This is a genomic window from Nocardiopsis sp. CA-288880 (assembly GCF_050955985.1).
In the GTDB taxonomy this organism is placed as follows: domain Bacteria; phylum Actinomycetota; class Actinomycetes; order Streptosporangiales; family Streptosporangiaceae; genus Nocardiopsis; species Nocardiopsis tropica.
Window position 1 is genome coordinate 333,757 of the sequence record NZ_CP192105.1, and the last position, 20,958, is coordinate 354,714.

General features: G+C 72.8%; 15 protein-coding genes. 4 read left to right on the forward strand and 11 right to left on the reverse strand.

Annotation, left to right across the window (positions count from 1 at the left end):
* Positions 1–425: 425 nt before the first annotated feature.
* Positions 426–1,268: an SDR family oxidoreductase gene (locus ACQPYD_RS01535; protein ID WP_433699445.1), complete on the reverse strand. Its 843-nt coding sequence runs from the start codon at positions 1,266–1,268 to the stop codon at positions 426–428.
* 164 nt (positions 1,269–1,432) lie between these two features.
* Here ACQPYD_RS01535 and ACQPYD_RS01540 point away from each other — a divergent pair, with 164 nt between their 5' ends.
* A complete protein-coding gene (locus ACQPYD_RS01540; protein WP_433699446.1) occupies positions 1,433–2,215 on the forward strand; it encodes a GNAT family N-acetyltransferase in 783 nt (260 codons plus the stop codon).
* 66 nt (positions 2,216–2,281) lie between these two features.
* Here the strand turns inward: ACQPYD_RS01540 and ACQPYD_RS01545 are convergent, their stop codons facing one another.
* The 3 genes from ACQPYD_RS01545 to ACQPYD_RS01555 form a co-directional block, all read right to left on the reverse strand.
* Positions 2,282–2,590 carry a winged helix-turn-helix domain-containing protein gene (locus ACQPYD_RS01545; RefSeq protein ID WP_267947629.1) on the reverse strand — a complete coding sequence of 103 codons (309 nt, stop codon included), beginning with the start codon at positions 2,588–2,590 and terminating at the stop codon, positions 2,282–2,284.
* 25 nt (positions 2,591–2,615) lie between these two features.
* Complete coding sequence (locus ACQPYD_RS01550) at positions 2,616–3,047, reverse strand: hypothetical protein (protein ID WP_433699447.1); 432 nt, start codon at positions 3,045–3,047, stop codon at positions 2,616–2,618.
* A gap of 221 nt (positions 3,048–3,268) precedes the next feature.
* A complete protein-coding gene (locus ACQPYD_RS01555; RefSeq protein ID WP_433699448.1) occupies positions 3,269–5,086 on the reverse strand; it encodes an acyl-CoA dehydrogenase in 1,818 nt (605 codons plus the stop codon).
* Between the two features lie 360 nt (positions 5,087–5,446).
* Here ACQPYD_RS01555 and ACQPYD_RS01560 point away from each other — a divergent pair, with 360 nt between their 5' ends.
* A complete protein-coding gene (locus ACQPYD_RS01560) occupies positions 5,447–7,906 on the forward strand; it encodes a molybdopterin oxidoreductase family protein (protein ID WP_433699449.1) in 2,460 nt (819 codons plus the stop codon).
* Entirely contained in the window at positions 7,906–8,388 is a 483-nt protein-coding gene (locus ACQPYD_RS01565; protein ID WP_433699450.1) for a hypothetical protein, read from the forward strand. Before ACQPYD_RS01560 ends, ACQPYD_RS01565 begins: the two co-directional genes overlap by 1 nt.
* Positions 8,389–8,439: 51 nt before the next feature.
* On the opposite strand, the gene ACQPYD_RS01570 is transcribed toward ACQPYD_RS01565, so the two are convergent.
* The 3 genes from ACQPYD_RS01570 to ACQPYD_RS01580 all read right to left on the reverse strand — a co-directional run bounded on the left by ACQPYD_RS01570 (position 8,440) and on the right by ACQPYD_RS01580 (position 10,119).
* On the reverse strand, positions 8,440–8,745 hold the full coding sequence (locus tag ACQPYD_RS01570; RefSeq protein WP_433699451.1) for a YrhK family protein: 306 nt from the start codon (positions 8,743–8,745) through the stop codon (positions 8,440–8,442).
* Positions 8,746–8,774: 29 nt separating this feature from the next.
* On the reverse strand, positions 8,775–8,951 hold the full coding sequence (locus tag ACQPYD_RS01575; RefSeq protein WP_433699452.1) for an FAD-dependent oxidoreductase: 177 nt from the start codon (positions 8,949–8,951) through the stop codon (positions 8,775–8,777).
* Between the two features lie 406 nt (positions 8,952–9,357).
* On the reverse strand, positions 9,358–10,119 hold the full coding sequence (locus ACQPYD_RS01580; RefSeq protein WP_433699453.1) for a hypothetical protein: 762 nt from the start codon (positions 10,117–10,119) through the stop codon (positions 9,358–9,360).
* A gap of 802 nt (positions 10,120–10,921) precedes the next feature.
* Between ACQPYD_RS01580 and ACQPYD_RS01585 the strand changes: the two genes are divergently transcribed.
* The gene (locus ACQPYD_RS01585; protein WP_433699454.1) at positions 10,922–11,527 is read left to right on the forward strand and encodes a suppressor of fused domain protein; all 606 of its coding nucleotides are present in this window, start codon (positions 10,922–10,924) and stop codon (positions 11,525–11,527) included.
* 70 nt (positions 11,528–11,597) lie between these two features.
* On the opposite strand, the gene ACQPYD_RS01590 is transcribed toward ACQPYD_RS01585, so the two are convergent.
* The 4 genes from ACQPYD_RS01590 to ACQPYD_RS01605 form a co-directional block, all read right to left on the reverse strand.
* Entirely contained in the window at positions 11,598–12,632 is a 1,035-nt protein-coding gene (locus ACQPYD_RS01590; protein WP_433699455.1) for a hypothetical protein, read from the reverse strand.
* 286 nt (positions 12,633–12,918) lie between these two features.
* Positions 12,919–17,958 carry a DNA repair ATPase gene (locus ACQPYD_RS01595; RefSeq protein WP_433699456.1) on the reverse strand — a complete coding sequence of 1,680 codons (5,040 nt, stop codon included), beginning with the start codon at positions 17,956–17,958 and terminating at the stop codon, positions 12,919–12,921.
* On the reverse strand, positions 17,955–20,000 hold the full coding sequence (locus tag ACQPYD_RS01600; RefSeq protein ID WP_433699457.1) for an SPFH domain-containing protein: 2,046 nt from the start codon (positions 19,998–20,000) through the stop codon (positions 17,955–17,957). Before ACQPYD_RS01600 ends, ACQPYD_RS01595 begins: the two co-directional genes overlap by 4 nt.
* Positions 20,001–20,192: 192 nt before the next feature.
* Positions 20,193–20,915, reverse strand: coding sequence for a DUF1449 domain-containing protein (locus tag ACQPYD_RS01605; RefSeq protein WP_433699458.1), 723 nt, complete (start codon positions 20,913–20,915; stop codon positions 20,193–20,195).
* Positions 20,916–20,958: the final 43 nt, after the last annotated feature.

A 20,958-nucleotide genomic window follows, 5' to 3' on the forward strand; every position in this document is an offset into this window, starting at 1 on the left:
CTGCCCTGCTCCGGGCGGTGGTGCTCGGCGCTGCCCGCCTGGGGGAAGTGTTTCGGTTTTCGAGGGAATTGCTTTTTTATGCCGTTCTGACAATGGCCCGGGTAGGTACGGGAAGGTTGCCGTCCGCGCCTGTTTCCTTTTTTACGTCGTTCTTATCCGCGCTGTCGGGGCGGAGTGCCCGTTCCGCGGAATGCCTTTTCCTGTTCCGGTCCGAGGGGATGCCCGGAGGCGTCCCGGCGGCGGCTGCCCTCCCCCGGAGAAGGGCCGGGACGAAGGGGTGCGGGCGGCCACCGCCCCTGCCTCCGGCCCGGACCGGTCGAGCGGTGCCGGTGTCCGGCCCTCCGGAGGGCCGTGTCCGGGCGCCACGCACGGCGCCCTCCCCGGCACGTGCCGGGGAGGGCGCCGACGACCCGGGCCCGGGGCCGTCAGCCCGCGCGCCAGGTGCCGTCCTGGAGCGCTCCTCCCGCCTGGGGACCCATGAGCGAGAGCCCCCCGTCCACGAAGAGCGAGGCCCCGGTGACGTAGGACGAGCCCTGTCCGGCGAGGAAGGCCACGGCGTCCGCCACCTCGTCGGCGTGGCCGGGGCGGGAGATCGGGTAGCCGCCGCGCGTGTCCAGGCCCGGCGGCTCCTCGTGCTGTCCGGTCATGGGCGTGGCGATCTCGCCCGGCGCCACCGCGTTCACGGTGATGCCGTACAGCCCCAGTTCGAGGGCGAGCACCCGGGTCAGGAGCTTGAGGCCGCCCTTGGCGGCGCAGTAGGCCCCGGCGTTCACCCGGGGGAACTCCTCGTGCACGCTGGTGATGTTGACGATGCGTCCGCCGCGTCCCGCGTCGCGCATGTGGGTCGCCGCGATCCTGGAGCAGAGGAACGGGCCGTCCAGGTCGACGGCCAGGACCTCGCGCCAGCGCTCGTAGTCCGTCTCCAGCAGCGGTTCGTCCGACCCGGTCCCGGCGTTGTTGACCAGGACCCCGACGCCCCCGAGCTCCCCGATCAGCTCGGTGACGGCCTCGGACCCGGCCACCGGGTCGGAGAGGTCGTGCCTGCGCACCACCGCCCGGCGTCCGGCCTCCCGGATCTCGGTCTCCGTCCGGCGGATGCCCTCCTCGTCCGAGTGGTACGTGACGCCGAGGTCGAAGCCCTCGCGCGCCAGGCGGACCGCCGTCGACCGCCCGATCCCGCTGTCCGCGCCGGTCACCACCGCCACACGGTCGTAGCCGTCGAACTCGCGCACCCCGTCCACGCGGGCGTCGTCACGTCGTTGCTCCATGGCTGCGCACCCCCTTGTTCCCCGCGCCCGGCCGGGCGCGCGCACTCGGGGTCCCGGCTACCCGGTCGGTGCCTCCGTACACGTGCGTCCGGGCGGTGCGGCGGGCCGGGTTCCCGTCGGAAAACGGGTTGACCGCGCCCGCCGGTCACGTGGTGTCATGGCCTGTGACGAACATCGAAGGCCTGCTCGCGGCCTATGACGAGCAGTTGCGCGGCGCCCCCGCGGACCTCCCCGCCGGGGTGACGGTGGAGCGGGACGGACCGGTGACGCGGTTGGTGGGACAGCGCCGGGGGCTCGTCACCGCGCCGCCCGACCCGGGCGTGCGCGGGGACGAGCTGGACCGGCTGATCGCCCGGCAGCGGGAGCGCTTCGCCGCGCGCGGCGAGGCGGTGGAGTGGAAGACCCACGGGCACGACCTGCCGAAGGACCTCCCCGACCGCCTCCGCGCCGCCGGGTTCGCGCCCGAGGAGCGGGAGACCGTGCTGATCGGCCGCACCGACGTGGTCTCCGCCCCGGTCCCGCCCGAGGGGATCGTCCTCCGCCGGGTCGGCGAACCGGACGACATGCGCCGCGTCGCCGACATGGAGTCGCGCGTGTGGGGCGGCGACTGGAGCTGGCTGGGCGAGGACCTGGCCGCCCGGACCGCCGAGGACCCGGACGGCATCGTCGTCCTCGTGGCCGAGGCCGGCGGGGAGGTGGTGTCGGCCGCGTGGCTGGTGTTCCTGAGGGGCACCGAGTTCGCCGGGCTCTGGGGCGGCTCGACCCTGCCGCCGTGGCGGGGGAAGGGGATCTACCGATCCCTGGTGGCCGCCCGCGCGCACATCGCCGCGGCACGCGGTGTCCGCTACCTCCGGGTCGACGCCACCGACGCCAGCGCGCCCGTCCTGCGACGCCTGGGTTTCGAGGGGGTGACCACCACGACCCCGTACGTCTGGTCCCCGGCCTGAGCCGAGGGCCCGCGGGGGCCGCGCACACGGGACGGGCGGGGCGGCCCCGGAAGGCCGCCCCGCCCGTCAGACCTGCCCCTCCACGCCCTCGGCGATCTGCCGCAGTGCCCTGAGGTGGAGTGTGAGCGCGTCGCGCCCCTCCCGGCTGAGCGACAAGTAGGTGCGCGGCCGCCTGCCCGCGAACGCCTTGCGGACGACGACGTAGCCCGCGTTCTCCAGCGTGGTGATCTGCTTGGAGAGCGCGGAGTCGGAGACCTCCACGGCGTCGCGCAGCGAGGCGAAGTCCGACTGCTCCACCGGTGCCAGCGCGGCGAGGATGGAGAGGCGCACGGGCGCGTGGATGACGGGGTCGAGCGACTTGCGCGGGTGGTTCATGGTCGTTCTCCGGATCGCCGGTCGTTCACCTGGTGGCCCTGCGGACGCCGACCAGGTTCACCAGGACCGCCGCGAGGAAGGGCAGGCCGTTCAGCGCCGCCCCGACGGACCACCAGACGACGGAGCCGGTGAACACGGTCAGGCCCACGGACACCGTGCCGGCGAGGAGGAGGACGCCCACCCCGGTCAGAACGTAGTGCACGGCCAGGTGGTGGCGCAGGGCGACGGGGCGGCTGTAGGCGTACCAGTTCATCGCGATCAGGGTGAGCACGGCCGTCGCGTACGCGACGGCGCGGGGGACGGGCCCGACCGGGGCGAGGCCGACCACGAGGACGGCGCAGACCATGAGGGCGCCCAGGCCCGTGACGGTCAGCGCCGTCCAGCGCGCCCGGCCGCGGATCCTCCGGCCCACCGCGTCGGCGTGGTCGAGGATCTCGGCCGCTTCTCTCCGGTCCATGTCCTGCTCCACGGGCGCCTCCCGCCGTCGGTGGTTCCTTGGTGTTTCCAGGATGACATGTACTTTCCAAGTTGGAAAGTGGTTTCTGTTTTCGGATCCGTTCCGGCCCACCCGACCCGGGGTGCTCCCCCGCCCGGGGGCGGGGCCCGCGGGGGCCGCGCACACGGGACGGGCGGGGCGGCCCCGGAAGGCCGCCCCGCCCGTCGCGGGTCCGGTTCGCCCTAGAAGGCGGACTCGGGAACGTCCATCAGGTCGAGGTCGACGCCCTCGGCCACGCGCAGCTCGGCGGCGATGCGCGGCAGGAACTGCTCGGTGAAGAAGCGCGCGGCGGCGATCTTGCCGGTGTAGAAGTCCTTGTCCGCCTCGTCGGCGCCGTCGATGCTGTTCAGGGCCACCTCGGCCTGGCGCAGCAGCAGCCAGGAGAGGACGACGTCGCCGAACGACATCAGCAGGCGGGTGGAGTTCAGGCCCACCTTGTACAGCTCGCGCGGGTTCTCGGCGGAGCCCATCGCGTGGCCGACCATGAGCTCGACGAGCTTCTCGATGTTGCCGAGGCCCTCCAGGAGCAGCTTGCGCTCCTCCTTGAGGCGGCCGTTGCCGGCCTCGCTCTCGGCGAAGGCCCTGATCTCGCCCGAGAGGGCGCCCAGTGCCTGGCCGCCGTTCTTCACGATCTTGCGGAAGAAGAAGTCCTGGGCCTGGATCGCCGTCGTGCCCTCGTAGAGGGTGTCGATCTTGGCGTCGCGGATGTACTGCTCGATCGGGTACTCCTGCAGGAACCCGGAGCCGCCCAGGGTCTGGAGGGACTCGGCGAGCAGCGCGTAGGAGCGCTCGGAGCCCACGCCCTTGACGATCGGCAGGAGGAGGTCGTTCATGGCCTCCAGCTCCGTGACGTCCTCGCCCCTGGAGTGCGCGATCTGGATCTTGTCCTGCTGCGTGGCGGTCAGCACGACCAGGGCGCGCATCGCCTCCACGTAGGACTTCTGCGTCATGAGGCTGCGGCGCACGTCCGGGTGGTGGGTGATGGTGACCTTGGGGGAGTTCTTCGACCCGGCGAGGTCGTTGCCCTGCACGCGCTCCTTGGCGTACTCCAGGGCGTTCAGGTAGCCGGTGGAGAGGGTGGCGATGGCCTTCGTCCCGACCATCATCCGCGCGTACTCGATGATGAGGAACATCTGGCGGATGCCGTCGTGCTTGTCGCCGACGAGGTAGCCGATGGCGGGGTGCTTGTCGCCGAAGGTCAGCTCGCACGTGGTGGAGGCCTTGAGGCCCATCTTGTGCTCGACGTTGGTCACGTAGGCGCCGTTGCGCTCGCCGAGGGAGCCGTCCTCGTTGACCAGGAACTTGGGGACCAGGTACAGGGACAGGCCCTTGGTGCCGGGGCCCGCGCCCTCGGGGCGGGCGAGCACCAGGTGGAAGATGTTCTCGGACATGTCGTGCTCGGCCGAGGTGATGAAGCGCTTGACGCCCTCGATGTGCCAGGTGCCGTCGCCCTGGTCCACGGCCTTGGTGCGGCCGGCGCCGACGTCCGACCCCGCGTCGGGCTCGGTCAGCACCATGGTGGCGCCCCAGCCGCGCTCGATCGCGAGCCTCGCGAACTCCTTCTGCTTCTCGTTGCCCTCGGAGAAGAGGATGCTCGCGAAGCCGGGGCCGGCGGAGTACATGTGCACGGAGGGGTTGGCGCCGAGCACGAGCTCCGCGGCGGACCAGACCAGGGATCGGGGGGCGCCGAGGCCGCCCAGCTCCTGGGGGAGGTCGAGGTTGTACCAGCCGGCGTCCATGTAGGCCTGGTAGGACTTCTTCAGGCTCTCGGGGACGGCGACGGTGTTCGTCTTGGGGTCGAACACCGGCGGGTTGCGGTCCGCGTCCTCGAACGACTCGGCGATGACGCCGGTGGCGAGGCGGTCGACCTCGGCCAGGATGGTGCGCGCGGTCTCCTCGTCGAGTTCCTCGAAGGGGCCCTCGCCCAGTACGTCCTGGCGCCTGAAGACCTCGAAGAGGTTGAACTCGATGTCGCGCAGGTTGCTCTTGTAATGCGTCATGGACAGCTCCGCTGTGTCCTGGCCGCGGTGTCTGTACACGCGGATCTACCGACTAGTAACAAGACAATGTTACTACCGAGTAGACCCCTATGCCAGTAGCGCGAGGGACTTGTGGCCCGCGAGACACCCGGAAGTGGCGGAACGCGGGGTCCCCGGGAGCGGAGGGCCCCGGCGCGGCGCCGTGGGACCGCTCCCGTCCGTGATGCCGACCCCGCGTGTCCGGCCGTTCGCCCCGGGGAGCGGGCCGGGCGCGCCGCGTCCGCCCGCCGCGAGCCGTCGGCGGCCCCCGGAGCCTACCGTTTGCCCGCCGGGGGCCCGGGTAGTGGGGCAGGCACGTTTCCGCCGCCGGGAGGAGCAGCGATGCCGTCGAGGGACAGGATCGCCGAACCGTGGGGGTCGCGGACCCCGTACGGGCCGGGGCAGGAGTGGCCGGTCAGGGTGGACGGCCACCTGGCCGAGGGCGTCGCGCCCGACCAGGTGGAGCGCTGGGTGCGGTCCGCCACCGTCCTGCACTCGAACGGCGACGCCCTGGACATCGCGGTCCGGGGCGACCGCGTCGTCGGGGTGCGCGGCAGGGCGGACGACCGGGTCAACCGCGGGCGGCTCGGCCCCAAGGACCTCTTCGGGTGGCAGGCCGGCAACGCGGAGGACCGGCTCACGCGGCCCCTGGTCAGACGGGACGGCGAGCTGGTCGAGACCGACTGGGACACCGCCATGGGGGCGGTCGTGCGGCGCAGCCGGGAACTGCTCGACGAGCGGGGGGCCGGTGCGCTGGCCTTCTACACCAGCGGCCAGCTGTTCCTGGAGGAGTACTACACGCTCGCGGCCGTCGCCCACGGCGCGATCGGCACCAACCACGTGGACGGCAACACCCGGCTGTGCACGGCGACGGCGGCGGAGTCGCTCAAGGAGTCGTTCGGCTCCGACGGCCAGCCCGGCTCCTACGCCGACGTCGACCACGCCGACGTCATCGCCCTCTACGGCCACAACATGGCCGAGACGCAGACGGTCCTGTGGTCCCGGGTGCTCGACCGGCTCGCCGGCCCCCGCCCGCCCTCCCTCCTGTGCGTCGACCCCCGGACGACCCCCGTGGCACGGGAGGCCGATCTGCACATCGCGCCGCGTCCGGGGACCAACCTCGCGCTCATGAACGGCATCCTCCACGAGCTCGTCCGCCTGGACAGGGTCGACCACGGCTACGTCGACGCCCACACGGTCGGCTACGAGGAGCTCGTCGAGAGGGTGGCCGAGTACCCGCCCGAGTACGTCGCCGACGTCTGCGGCGTCCCCGCCGGCGACGTGCGGGAGGCGGCGCGGATGCTGGGCGACGCGGAGCGCCTGCTGTCGACGGTGCTCCAGGGCTTCTACCAGTCGCACCAGGCGACCGCCGCGTCCGTGCAGGTCAACAACGTGCACCTGATCCGCGGGATGCTCGGCAGGCCCGGCGCCGGTGTGCTCCAGATGAACGGGCAGCCCACGGCGGAGAACACGCGGGAGTGCGGCGCCGACGGCGACCTCACGGGCTTTCGCAACTGGAGCAACGACGCCCACGTCGCCGACCTCGCCGCGGTGTGGAACCTCGACCCCGCGAGGATCCCGCACTACGCGCCGCCCACCCACGCGATGCAGATCATGCGCTACGCCGAGAAGGGCTCCGTGCGCTTCCTGTGGGTCAGCGCGACCAACCCGGCGGTGTCGCTCCCCGAGCTGCGGCGGATCCGGTCCCTGCTCGCGGGGCAGGACCTGTTCCTGGTGGTGCAGGACATCTTCATGACCGAGACGGCCGAGCTCGCCGACGTGGTGCTCCCCGCGGCGGCCTGGGGCGAGAAGACGGGCACGCTCACCAACAGCGACCGCACCGTCCACCTGTCCGAGAAGGCCGTCGACCCGCCCGGCGAGGCCCGGCCCGACCTGGACGTCTTCCTCGACTACGCGCGCAGGATGGACTTCCGCGACAGGGACGGGGAGCCGTTCCCGCAGTGGCACGACCCCGAGTCGGCCTTCGAGGCGTGGAAGCGGGCCAGCGCCGGGCGGCCGTGCGACTACACGGGCATCACCTACGCGAAGCTGCGCGGCGGGAGCGGCGTCCAGTGGCCCTGCAACGCCGACAACCCGGACGGGACCGAGCGGCTCTACGCCGACGGCCGGTTCTGGGCCGCGCCCGACCAGTGCGAGAGCTATGGGCGGGACCTGGTCACCGGAGCTCCGGCGGGCGCGACCGAATACGCCGCGATGAACCCCTCCGGGCGTGCGGTCATCAGGGCGGCCGAGTACCTGGAGCCCCACGGGGCGCCGGACGGGGAGTACCCCTTCGCCCTCGTCACCGGCCGCACGCTCTACCAGTTCCACACCCGCACCAAGACCGGGCGCGTCCCGCAGCTGCGGCGTGCGGCCCCCGAGGTCTGGGTGGAGGTGGCCCCCTCCGACGCGGAGGACGCGGGGGTCCGCGAGGGGGACCTGGTGGAGGTGGCCTCGCCGCGCGGAGCGGTCCGGGCGCGGGCGCGCATCGCCGGGATCCGCCCGGGCGTGCTGTTCGTCCCCTTCCACTACGGCTACTGGGACTCGGAGGACCTCGGCGGGGGAGAGGGCGTCCCGAAGGACCGCGCGGCCAACGAGATGACCGTCACCGACTGGGACCCGGTGTCCAAGCAGCCCCTCTTCAAGACCTCGGCGGCGAGTCTGCGGCTCCTGGAGCCCGGCGGCGGGACGCCTGCGCCCGCGCCGACGACGACCGCGTCCCGGCCCGTCGGCGAGGGGGTGCCCGAGACCCGGGGCGGGCCGGGGGCGATGGCGGAGGAGCGGGTGGAGGGCGGTTCGTGATGGGGATGGCGATCGCGCTGCGGGAACTGCACCGTTCGGAGACCCACCTGCTCCACGAGCTCCTCGCCCTGGTCGAACGCCACCGGGACGAACCCGAGATCCACCACGTGGCCGGGGACCTCGCCGCGTGGTCGCGGGAGCACGTGCGGGAGCTCGCCGCGACCGGCCCCCGCTACGGCCTGGAGCCGGAGGACCTGTCGGAGGAGGGCCCGGAGCCGCTCGGCGGGACGCGCGAGGACCCGGGGGAGCCGCTGGACACCCGTTCCGATCCGGATCTCCTGCTGCTGGCCGACCTGAGGAGGCTGTACCGCATGGCTGCGGGGGTGTCGGTGGACTGGGAACTCCTCGGCCAGAGCGCCCAGGCGCTCGCCGACACCGCGCTGCTCGCGCTCGCCCGGCGGTGCCACCCGCGGACGGTGCGGCAGATGAACTGGGCGGACGGCATGCTCAAGGCCCTCTCCCCGCAGATCCTGTCCGGCTGAGGCGCGGGCCCGTCCCCGGCCGCGCTCCGGGGGCGCGGCCGGGAGCGGCGGTCAGAAGTCCGTGGAGGACTCCGCCGGCGCCGTCGAGGGGCCGCCGGCCGCGCGGATGTTCCGCACGTGGACCAGTCGGCTGAGCCGGATGACGGGGCGGATCAGCAGTTCGACGCTGCCGAGCAGGAAGCACCACGTCCCGACCGTCATCCAGTCCGGGAGGAAGAACATGATGCTGCCCGTGATGAACCACAGCGCGATGAGCGTGTCGTTCGCGATGCTCAGCGCCTCGTACCGGCGGCGGACGACCAGCTCCTCGCGGCCGATGTGGACGACCAGGGGCCGTCCCCGCTGTGAACCGGGCATGGTGGTCTCCCTTGCTTCCGTCGGACCGGTCAGCCCAGGCCCAGGTCGGCCAGGACCGCGGCGGCGGCACGCCCGCCGCTGACGAGGGCGCCCTGGAGCGAGGGCGTGTCCCGGTGGTCCCCGGCGACGTAGACGCCCCCGCCCACCGCCGGCGGCCTGCGCAGGTCGCCCAGCGGCGGCGGCGCCGCCGGCAGTGCGTCCGGCACGTGCACCGTGTCCAGGTGCTCCCAGTCCGTGTCGCCGGTGCCGAGGAGGCGGGCCGCCTCTGCGCCACGACGACGACGTCACAGCTCCTCGGCAGATCGGTCACCCGGCCAGCGTAGGCCCGCGCCCCGGCGCAGGCCCGGACGTCGACCGGTGAGCCGCCGAAGCGCCCCCCGGGGGGATCCCGGGCCGGGGCCGGGCGGCGCGCCCGGACCGCACGCCGTGCGCTCGTGTCCCCGGCCCCGGACGATCACCGGCGGCGGCCGGCTCCAGCGGCCTGTCCCGTCCACCGGAGCCTCCGCCCTCCGCCCGGAACGCCGGGAGCCGGCCGAGGGAACGGCAGGGGCGGCACCCCTGGAGGGGTGCCGCCCGGCGGGCCCGGCCGCCCGCTCTCCCGGGTTCCGGAGATCAGACCTGGTACTCGGTGATCGTCTCGGCGAGGCCGTCCACGATCACGACCTCGGCGTAGACGAAGGTTCCCTCCGCAAGGGCGGTTTCGAGCTCGTCGAAGGGGCACGACACGTTTCCGTGACCGTCCTCGTGGAGGCCCTCCTCGCCGGGGCAGACGTAGATCCCGCCGACGTGCGACGTGGTCTCGTCGACGTAGAACGCCTGGTTGCCGACGAGGTACTCGTACGGGGCCAGGTAGGTGACCTCGCCCGTCAGGGTCGTGTTCACCCCTCCGTTCGAGGAGCCCCCGCCCGCGGAACCGTTGTCGGGGCTCTCCGTGGTGTCGGGATCCCCGTGGCCGTCCGTCCGGTACTCGGAGATCGACTCGGCGAACCCGTCCACGATCGCGACCTCGGCGAGAACGACGGTTCCCCCCTGAAGGGCGGCGTCGAGCTCCTCGTAGGAGCACTCCACGATTCCGTAACCGCCCTCGTCGACGCCGTCCTCGGCGGGGCAGACGTTGATCCCGCCGAGGACCTGCGTGGTCTCGTCGACGTGGAACGCCTGGTTCTCGACGAGGTACTCGTTCGGGGACAGGTACGTGACCTCGCCGGCCATGGTCGCGGTCACCCCTTCCGCGCCGTTGTTCTCGGTGCTCTGGGCCTCCGCGTCGAACGCCTCCGCGTCGACCGCGTCCGGGCTGAAGCAGCCGGTCGCGCCGAGGGTGAGCAGGCCGGCGGTGAGAAGGGCGAGGAGGGAGGACCGGGTGCTGCGGCTCATCATGTTCGTTTCTTTCGGGGAGCAGGTGCGAGGAACGTTCACGCCGGGGTTCGAGAGCTTTGGTCTGCCGCTTGAGCGGGTTCGCCGGGGCTTCCCGAAACGCTTGGCGAAGGTAAGGGAGGGAGTTACAGGGGCATGGGAACCGCGTCCGCCCTGATAACTCCTTGAATGTATCACTGAATTCCGCATTCCCGTGTTTTGGAGAGCCCTTGTTCCGCCTCGGATGCGGGACGGGCCGCGGCGCGGGCCGGGTCGCAGCGCGGGGTGGGCTGCGGTGGGGGACCGGCGGCGAAGAACCCGGGAGTTCGAAGTGTCTCCCCTCATAAGGCCAGTTCAGGACCTGTGTGGGTTTCGTGGATGGGCTTCCTTTGGCGTGTCCGATCGGTCACGGTGCGTTTCTATGAGAAAAGTTCTGACAAGAGCGGGCCAATGTTTCGAGATATGGAGAAGGGATTCGATTGGGCGGTGCAGGTTTCCCTTATTTGTTACTGTGAAACAGATCACTCTTATTTTGTATTGGTGCTTTCCGGCTCCCCCTTTTGCGGAGAGGGGCGCTTTAGACGGCTGTGCGGGCTGTGGGGTTCTTGCCTTCCGCGCCTTTTTCGGGGGCGCCGGGGGGCCAACGCGGGTCGGCCGCCGGTGGGCGCCGTGCCAGGATCGTCGCCGGACCGGGCGCCCGCCGCGCGCTCGTATCCTCGGACCTGGACGATCACCGGCGGCGGCCGGCTCCGGCGGCCCGGACCGTCCGCGGGGGCCGTCGGAGCCGGCCGCCGCCACCACCGACCTGGAGAGCGACGACGCGATGCTGGAGATGCTGCCCGGACTCGTCCGGATCTACGAGGAGTGGGCGGAGCGGTACCCCGGCGTACAGCCGCTGACCGTCCAGTTCGCGGCGGACGGGAAGTCGGGGGGAGGGCTCGACGGCGTGCTCGCCTACCCCCTGGACGGCCACTGGCTCCTGGTCACCTTCGGCCTGACCGAACTCGGGGAGAAGACCAGCGAGGAGGCCCGGGTCTCCGGCTCCGGCTTCGAGTTCACCTGCAGGGTCCCGCGCGAGGACGGCGACGAGGCCGTGCCCTCCTGGGTCCTGCGCGTCCTCCACGCCCTGGCCGACCGCTTCCTCGCGGGCACCGACCTGGACGTGGGCCACTGGATCGTCACCCCGTCCCCGCTCGGCGGAGAGCCCGCCAACGGCGACATGACGTCCCTCGTCATCGTCCCGGACGTCGAGATCCGCGCCATCGACACCCCGAACGGGATCGTCCTCTTCTTCCAGCTCGTCGGGTTGAAGGCCGAGGAGGGGGCGGCCGTCCAGGAGGCCGGGACGGCCGCCCCGCTCGTCGCCCTCCTGCGCGACCGGGACCCGAAGATGCTCACCGACCCGTCCCGGGACGCCGTCCGGCTCTGACCCGCGGCCCCGGCCGACCCGGTGCGTCCGGCGCCCGCGGAGGCGGGGACGCACCGGGACCGGGGACCGGTCAGCAGTCGCCGCGGTCGGCGGTGGTGTCGCAGACGCCCGCGCCGTCCGCCCAGGTGAGGCCGCCCCGGGCGTTCGCGCCGAACGGCCGGGTGACGGTCACGTGCGTGCCCGCCCCGGAGTCCTCCGCCAGCCAGCTGCGGACCTCCCGGGTGACGCCCCCGGCCTCGCTCCGGAACACGTAGAAGGGGTGGGGCACGGGGGACCGCCCGCTGCCGGGCCGGGTCCACCAGTTCCCGCCCTCCGCGGCGGCGGTGTCCACGAACAGACAGTCGTGGCCGACGCCCTCGAAGACACAGGTGCGGGGCTCGGCGCCGCCGAGCCGTCCCACACCCGCGTCCGGCGTCACACCGCTGTTGTACGCGCGCCAGTAGACGTTGTCGCACGAGCCGTCCGCGCAGGCGTTCCAGTCGCGCCACGCGGTGGCGCGGGCGGCGGGCGCGGTCGAGCCCCTGGTGATCGCGGCGCAGTACCGGTCGACGATGTAGGGGGCGACGAATCCGGCGACCCACGCGGTGTCGATCGCCTCGCCCGCGGTGTTGTGCGCGCCGAGCCCGGCCGAGTCCATCTGCCACAGGCCGACGCCGGGGTTGAAGAACAGCCCGTCGCGGCGGGCCGGGTCGTACAGGGTGTCCTGGTTGTCGTACCGGGACAGCGTCATGGGGGAGGGGGCGCCGGGCGAACCCGCGCCGACCTCCGGCCAGACCGGGGCCAGGGTCATGGCGGTGGCCTCCTGCGGGGAGATCGCGCACGAGGCGTCCGCCGAGGCCGCGCCCGCGGCGGTCCTGACGTCCTGGAGGGGTTCGGCGCCGAAGACCAGCGGACCGGGGTTCACCGGCGAGTTGGCCAGCTTGAGGTCGATGACCTCCTGCTCCTCGGCGGTGACGGGGCGGTCGACGGCGGGGTCCGCGCCGGAGGCGAGGGCGGGCTGGGGAAGGGCGGCCACCAGGGCGGCCGAGGCCAGCACGGCGATCAGCCGTCCGGCGGGGCGCGCGCGGAACCGGGGCCGGGCGCGGCCGGCGGGGGTCGTTCTCATGTCTGTGCACCTCTCGCGAGCGGGGGGAGGGGGCGGACCGCGTCCCCGGGGCCGCGCTTGCGCGACCGTGCTTCCGGGGCGGCGGTATCCTTCGCGGCTCAGGGCGGAAGTGGAAGGAAAACTACATTCCCCGTGGCCGCCCCACAACCCCCCGTAACGGGGGCGGACCCGTCGGGTCCCTCCGGCGCTGCGCGGACGGGCCGCGGCTCCCGGGGTCGCCCCCGGGAACCGCGGCCCGTCCGCGCCGGGGCGCCGGCCGCCCGACCGGCCCCCTCCGACCGTCCCGCTACCCCTCGCGGCCGCGGTCGATGGCGGCGCCGATCTCGCCGACCCGGTCGGCGAGCAGCCCCACCGCGCCGATCGCCCTGGTCAGCGGATCGTCGTCCGCTCCGCCCAGCGCGCGTCCCCGGCGGTACCCCTCCTTGACCTCGGCCCAGCGGGCCCTCTGCCCGGGGGTCATCACCCCGCGCAGCTCCGCCAGTTTCAGCAGGTTGGCCTCGGCGTCCGACGTGAGCGTCTGCGCCTCGCCCAGGTAGTGGTCGTCGATGACGGCCTCCACCTCGGCGTCGTTCATGACCGGCACGATCTTCTCCGCGAGCCGGTTCATGTTCCGGTACGACCCCTGCAACCGGAACGGCGGCTCGGTGCGCGCGTCCTCCGACTGCGCCGCCGACGCGATGTAGGCCCGGTTGTTGGCCATCACCACCTCCTGCACCCGCAGCAGTTTGCGCAGGACCGACACGATCCGGTCCACCTCGACCGCCGAGTACGGGTGCGCGAGCTGGTCCGTGCCCACCGAGTCGTCGCCCTGCGCCATCCGCACGAACCGGTACACGTCCTCCCGCTCGCGGGTGGACAGCGGCGCCAGGGTGGGGTTGGAGGTGAGCGCGTTCTCGATGTAGCTCAGCGAGAACAGCTCCTCCTTGCCCGACAGCACGTCGCCCAGGTTGTACACGTCGGCGCGGTTGGCCAGCATGTCCGGGATCCGGAACCGCTTGCCCTGCTCGGTGTAGGGGTTGCCGGACATGCAGACCGCGAACCGCTTCCCCTGCAGGTCGTAGGTCCGGGTACGCCCGTTCCACACGCCCTCCATGCGCCTCTGGCCGTCGCACAGCGAGATGAACTTCTGGAGCAGCTCCGGGTTCGTGTGCTGGATGTCGTCCAGGTACAGCATGGTGTTGCCGCCCATCTCCAGGGCGAACGAGATCTTCTCGACCTCCTGCCGCGACGTGGCGTCGGGCGCCTCCGCCGGGTCGAGCGACGTCACCGCGTGCCCCAGGGCGGGCCCGTTCACCTTCACGAACACCAGACCCAGACGGCTCGCCACGTACTCCATGAGCGTGGTCTTGCCGTACCCGGGAGGCGAGATGAGGAGCAGCAGGCCGCTCTGGTCCGTGCGCTTGTCGTCACCGGCCGCGCCCAGCTGCTTGGCCAGGTTGTCGCCGATGAGCGGCAGGTACGACTCGTCCAGCAGGCGGTTGCGGACGAACCCGCTCATCACCTTCGGCCGGTACTCCTCCAGGCGCAGGCGCTCGCGCTCCGCGGCCACCAGCTCGTTGCGGCGCCGCTGGAAGTCCCGGTACGCGGGCACCTCCTCCAGCCGGAACCGGCGGGTGCGCGGCAGGATCTCGTCCAGCCGCACCTCCAGGGACCGCTCGCGCACGCGCGGGTGGGCCCCCAGGATCCCGCCGACCGTCTCGGCCACGGCGGCCGACGACTCGTACCGGTCCGCGCCGGACCCGGTCAGCTCGATCGCCGCCGCCTCGGGGAGGTCGCCCGGGGCCACCCCGTCCAGGGTGCCCGCGAACGCCTCCAGCCACGCCGACACCAGCTGGTGCCGGGCGGCCAGGTCGCCGTCGAGCTTGCGCAGGTCCTCCGCGAACGCCGCCCGCGTGGTCTCCCGGGTGCTGCCCAGGGCCCAGTGGAACCGGTCGAGCAGCCTCCGCGCGCCCGCACCCGACACGAACCCGCGCGCGGCGGGGGAGTCCGCCGCGAGCTCCTCGAACAGGTACTCGCCCACCAGTTCCAGGTCGGCGTCCTGGTGCAGCCCGCTGTCGGTCAGGAAGGCGTCCACGGCCCCCGCCAGCTCCGTGCGCAGCCCGTCGATCGCCGCCGAGCGCCGCGCCCCGAACACCGAGCGGGCGCGGGCCAGCGACGCGGCGCGCACCGCCCACGCCGACCGCCGGTCCTTCCCGGCCCCGAACGCCCAGAACAACTGCGCCGCGGCCCGTGCCGCGCCCGGGTAACGGAGCAGTCCGGCGCCCGCGCGGAGCCGCAGCAGGGCGGACAGCACCTTCGCGGCGTCGTGGTCGTGCACGCCCCGCTCGTAGCCCTCGTCGTACCGGGCCTCGGCGGCCTCGCGCACCAGTCCCGCCAGGCCGGCCCCGTCCGCGTCCAGCTCGGCCTCGCGCAGCCGCTCCAGCGACAGCCCGTCCGCGCCCTCCTCGGCGGCGGCCAGGATCGACGTCGCCAGGAACTCGGCCCGGTACACCTCCGGGCTCTCGGAGACCAGCAGCCGGTCCCACAGGCGCCGGGTCCGCCCGAAGGCCTCGTCGGTGACGGGCTCCCGGAAGTCCGTGCCCGTGATCGCCACCGACATCCCACCGCCGTGCGGGGTGAGCGTCAGGTCGATCGGCTGGGTGTTCACCGCGAAGCGGTGCCTTCCCAGCCGGATCGTCTCCCCTCCCGCGCCGCTCTCGAACAGGTCGGTGCGGTCCTGGAGGGCCCTGCCGGCCTCCTGCCGGGCGGCCGCGATCCGGCCGTCCAGCTCCTCCGCGCGCACGGTGTCCCCGAGCGCGCGCATCTCCTCGGAGGTGCGGCGCAGCCGCGCCACCATCGCGTCCGACGCGAAGTAGGTGTTGACGTCCTCCAGGGTCGCCAGCGTCGCGACCCTGCGGTTCACCCCCTCCAGCACGCGGGCGGCCGACGACGCCAGGCGGTCGGCCCGCCGCGCCCGCTCGTCCACCAGCGACTGCTTGCGGGTGGAGAACGCCTCGTACACGTCCTCGCGCTTGTCCGACAGCTCCCCGAGGAAGTCGTCGAACTCCGCGAACCGCGACTCCAGGTTCTCCAGCTGGAGCATGATGCGCCCCAGCTGCTCGTCGCACCGCTCGGGGGAGTCCGCCGCCGCCAGCGCGCCCGTGACGGCCTGGCCCAGCAGGGCGAACTCGGCCGCGAACTCCGCCCGCCCCTCCAGGGCCAGCAGCTCGGTGCGCCGGGCCTCCAGCGTGGCGCGCGCCCGGTTGATCCCGGCCAGCACCTCGCTCACCCGCTCCAGGATGCGGGTGCGCACCTTGGCGTCGCCGATGTCCAGGGAGCCGACGACCTCGGTGACGACCTGGAGGCCCTCGGTCTGCTCGGCGATGCGCTCGCCGACGGCCGTGGCCGCGCTGACCGCGTCGATGGTCTCGGCGTCCGCGACCAGCCGGTCCACCTCGGAGTGGTACCCGGCGAACGCGTCGTCCTGCTCCAGGAACGCGACCGTCCGGCGGCCGACCGCCGTGATCTCCCCGCCGATCCTGCCGTCCAGGGCGTCGAGGCGGGCGGTGTCCGCGTACCGCGTCTCGCGCAGCGTGGCCGCCTGCCCCTGGGCGCGGCGCAGCCCGGTCAGCAGCGCCACCCACCCCTCGGCCGACCGCGGGGCCTCGCCCCGGGCGGTGCGGACGAGCGCGGCCGCCCGGTCCTCGGCCCCCGCCAGCGCCTCGGCCGCCTGGCGGGTGAGCGCCTGGACGGTCTCGAACTCCTCCAGCACCCGCCGGGCGGTGTCCCGCACCTCCGCCAGCGGCGTCGCCAGGTCGCCCAGCTCCTCCTCTCCCAGCCAGTGGAACTGGTCGAGCGCCCGGCGGCAGGCGGCGATGAGCGCCTCGAAGACCTCCGTGGAGGGGCGCATGTCGGTGGTCATCCGCGCCACCGACAGCGCCTCGGACACGCCCCTCACCAGTTCGGCGTTGCCGATCCGCTCCAGGGGGCCGGTCCCCGCGGGCTGCGCCGCCGCGTACACGTCGGACACGTACGGGGTCTGCCACACCTGCATCGGATGCACCCGGGTCGGTTCGCCCGCGTCGCTCCTGAACACCGTCATGGTGCCGTCGTCGAACAGCGAGTACCCGTGGCAGACCACGGGGTTGGCGACCTCCTTGCGGATGGTGTTGTACGGCAGCAGGAGGCTGCGGCCGTCCGCGCGGGAGTGGAAGACGTACAGCACGTCCTCGCCGTTGGGCGAGCGCACCACGCGCTCGAACTCCAGGTCGGTGACGTCGGTGTCGAACGTCCGCGCCGTACCGGTGGCGAGGTAGTAGCCGCCGGGGAAGATCAGCCCCTGGTCGTCGGGCAGCCGCTGGCACGCCTGGCCGATGCCGTCGAGGCGCTCCACCTCCTTGGTGCGGGTGTTGAAGACCAGGTGGCGCCACGCGGTCTCGTTGTACGGGAGGACGCGCAGCAGGATCAGCGCGCCCACCCTCGCGTACGACACGGAGGCGTCGGCCAGGCTCTGGAGCGGTTCGTCCACCGGCTCGCTGTAGACGCCCTCGCCGACCTCGGTGTTGTTCTCGACCTTGATGGTGAGGTCGCCGCCCACGGTCTCGACGAACAGCTCGTCGAGGACGGAGATGTGCGGGTGGCGGCCCTGCACGTGGTCCTCGCGCGTGGTCTCCACCCACGTGAAGTCGTGCGACGGCGGGAACACGTGGTCGCGTTCGCCGCGGTCGTCGAGGTAGGCGATACCGCCCGTGGGCTCCACCGACCACCGCAGCACGCGCACGTCCTCGGTGCGCGGACCGGTCTGGAACACGGCCAGCAGCCGGTCCTCGATCCGGCGCAGCTGGAGCAGGCGGGCGTCGCGGTAGTAGCGGTAGAGCTTCGCGAAGTCCTGCCGGAACGCCTCGTCGGGGAGCAGCCCGGGGACGGCGTCCCCGGCGGCGTCGGCGAACGTGAACCCGTCGCCGCCGTGCTCGTACCGGTGCAGCGAGAACACGTCGGAGACGTGCGTCTCCCGCTGCATGCCGATGAAGACGTTGTAGCCGAACAGGATCATGTCGTCGGCGCCCGAGGCGGCGGAGCCGCCCACGCTGACGATGTCCCGGGGCACGCAGTTGTGCTCGGTGCGGATGCGCTCGGTGCCGAGGAGCGTCATCTCGGTGCCGCCGAACGCCTCCAGCCGGCGGGCGTTCAGCTCCTCGGTCCGTCGGGCCAGCTCGCCGGACTGCTCGCGCAGCCGGGCGCGGAGCACCTCGTAGGCGCCCGCGTCCAGCGACTGCGCGTCGGCGGCGTCCGGCCCGGCGCCTTCGTTCTCCTGGGATCCGGCCTCGGCCGCGGAGGGCTGCCTCACCGCTCGGAGCCGGCGAGGGCGGCCGCGGGCAGGTGGTCCACCCCGAGGGAGCGGGCGGTGCCGAGCAGGCCGTTGAGCTTGTCGGTCTGCGGACCGCCGGCGCTGATCAGCTTGAGCAGCAGAGCGGACACGGTGAGGTTCTTGACGTCCTCGGTGTCGACCGAGGACAGCACCCTGCGGATCGACCCGCCGAAGTCGCCCTCGCCGTTGAGCCAGCCCGAGCCCAGGGCCTGCACCGTCTCGGAGTTGTTGACGAACCCGTCGACCGACCTGCCCAGGCCGATGGCCCCGACCATGCGGTCGAAGAACGCCCCGTCGCCGCCGACGATGTTGATGTCGGCGTTCTCCAGACCGGTGGCCAGGACGGTGGCCTGTGCCTCGGCGACCTCGCGCTGGACGTTGATCCCCGCCAGGCGCACCTCCTTCTCGGCCTCCAGGCGCAGGCGGTACTCCTCGTGCTCGCGGCTGACCTGGTCCAGGGCCGCCATGGCCTCGGCCTTGTCGGTGAGGCCGGCAGCCTCGGCGCGCAGCTTCTGCTCGACGGCCTCGGCCTCGACACGGGCCTTCTCGCGGGCCACGACGGCCTCGGCGCGGCCGACCTTCTCGATGGCCTCGGCGTCCTGGTGGCGGACCTGCACCTCGGCCAGGCCCGCGGCGGCGGCCTCGGCCTGCGTGCCCTCGGCCAGGCGGATCTTGGCGCGGGTGTCCAGCTCGGCGGCCTGCTGGCGGGCCTCGGCGAGGGTGAGCTCCTCGGCGGCGCGGTGCTTGGAGGCGGCCTCCGCGGCCTCGGCGGCCTTGATGTCCTTGACCAGGTTCTCCTGGGCCTCGGCCTCGGCGTGGATGATGACGGCCTGGCGCTGGCGCTCCGCCTCCTCGACGGCCCGCAGGCGCTTGATGGCCTCCTCCTGCTCGGCCACGGTGCGGTCCACGGCGATCCGCTCGCGGACGACCTCGGCGACCTCGCGGCGCTCGGCCTCGACCTCCTTGTCCTTGGAGATGCGGCTCAGCTCGGTCTCGCGCTCGCGCCCGATGACCTCCAGCATGCGGTCCTTCTCGATGCGCTCGCTCTCGATGGCGATGACGCGCTCGCGGTTCTTCTCGGCGACCGCGATCTCGCGCTGCTGGTTCTGGGTCTGGACGCCCAGCGCCTCGTAGGTGCGGATGTTCGCCGTCTCGGCCTTCAGGCGCTCCTCGGCCTGCACGCGGGCGGTCTCCGCCTCCTCGCGGGCGCGGATGATCTCGATCTCGCGCTTGGCCTTCGCGGCCGCCTCCTCACGGCGCTTCTCCAGCTCGGCGAGGGTCTCGGCGGTCTCGGTGTTCTGCCGGTCGAGTTCCTTCTTGCGGTCGTTCTCGAACTCGTTGGTGCGCTTGTGCTCCTTGGCGGTGCGCTCCGTGATCTTCGAGATGCCCTGCGCGTCGAGGATGTTGTTGCTGTCGTGCTGGTGCAGCGGCGTCTGCTCCAGTTCGTCGATGGCGACGTCCTCCAGGCTGTAGCCGTTGAGGTCGGTGCCGATCAGGGAGACGATCGCGTGGCGGAACTGCTCGCGGTGGGTGAACAGCTCCTCGAAGTCGAACTGCTTGCCGACGGTCTTGAGCGCCTCGGAGAACTTGGAGTTGAACAGCTCCTGGAGCGTGTCCTGGTCGCTGGCGCGCGCGGTGCCGATCGACTTGGCGACCTTCTTGACGTCCTCGGCGGTCTCGTTGACCCGGACGTAGAAGTACACCTTGATGTCCGCGCGGATGTTGTCCTTGCAGGTGAGCCCCTCCCGCCCGCGCCGGTCGAGGGTCAGCGTCTTGAGGGAGATGTCCATGATCTCGGCCTTGTGCAGGACCGGGAGGACGATCGCCCCGGTGAAGGTGACGTGGACGTCCCTCACCTTGGAGATGATCAGGGCCTTGCCCTGCTCGACCTTGCGGAAGAGGCGCGTGACCATCAGCAGCAGGGCGAGGAGGACGACCAGGCCGACGGCCACGGCGACACCGACGGTGAGGAAGGCCGCGTCCGCCGCCTCCTGGCCGTTCGTGGTAGCACTCAGCAACACGTGGGGGTCTCTTTCCGCGAGTGGCGTACGGGGGAAGCGAGCGGTTCGGGGGGACGGGACGGCTGCGGGTGGCCGCCCCGGGAGGGACGCTCGTACACATGGGACGCGGGACCATCCGAAACGGTTCCGTTCCGCCCGGTCCGCCCCGTCCCGGAGGGGGCGCCCAGGAGCGGCGGAGCCACGGGCCGGGGCTCAGGGCCGGCCGGGGTCCAGCGCCGCGTCGAAGCGGGTGACGAGGAAGACGTCGCCCTCGGGGCTGTGGTCGAAGATCAGGGCGGTGCTGCCCAGCGGCAGGACCTCGCCGCCGGTGGTGCGCACCGGGATGGAGATGGACGCCCCGCCCGCGGTGGTGATCTCGGCCCGGCCGAAGGACTCGTCCGCCTCGCCGATGCGGATCACACAGGTGCGCCCGACCAGTTCGTGCTTGGAGTCCTCGGTGCGCCGGGGGAGGAACCGCTGGAGCGACATGACGAGTCCGCTGGTGACCGCCCACGCGGCGACGAGCGCGATCAGCAGGACCACGGCGCCGAGCGCCAGCAGGAGGGGGGTGGACGTGGTGTCCAGGAGGTTGGTCATGATGCCTCCGATCATGCTCACGAACCAGGCGACGCAGACGAGCGCGGTGAGCGCGACCGTGACCGGGACGCCCGCCCGTCGCCCGCCACCGCCCGTGGGGCGCTGCGCGCGGGACGGGCCACCGCCCTCGACGGACGCCTTCGGCGCGGTCCCTCTCAGTCCGACCCTGCCCATGAAGGCGCTCAGGCCCACGGCGTCGCCGTCGGCGTCCACGCCGTCGAGGAGGTCCGGGTCGGCGGCGCCGACCGCGACGAACAGCCAGTAGCCCGCGACGACGACCAGCGCGGGGGTGAGCAGCACCGTCGGGAACCCGAGGGCGGTGTCCAAGAACAAGCCCACCCGAACCGCCCCCTCGCTCCGCGACCGCCGCCCGGCGCGACCG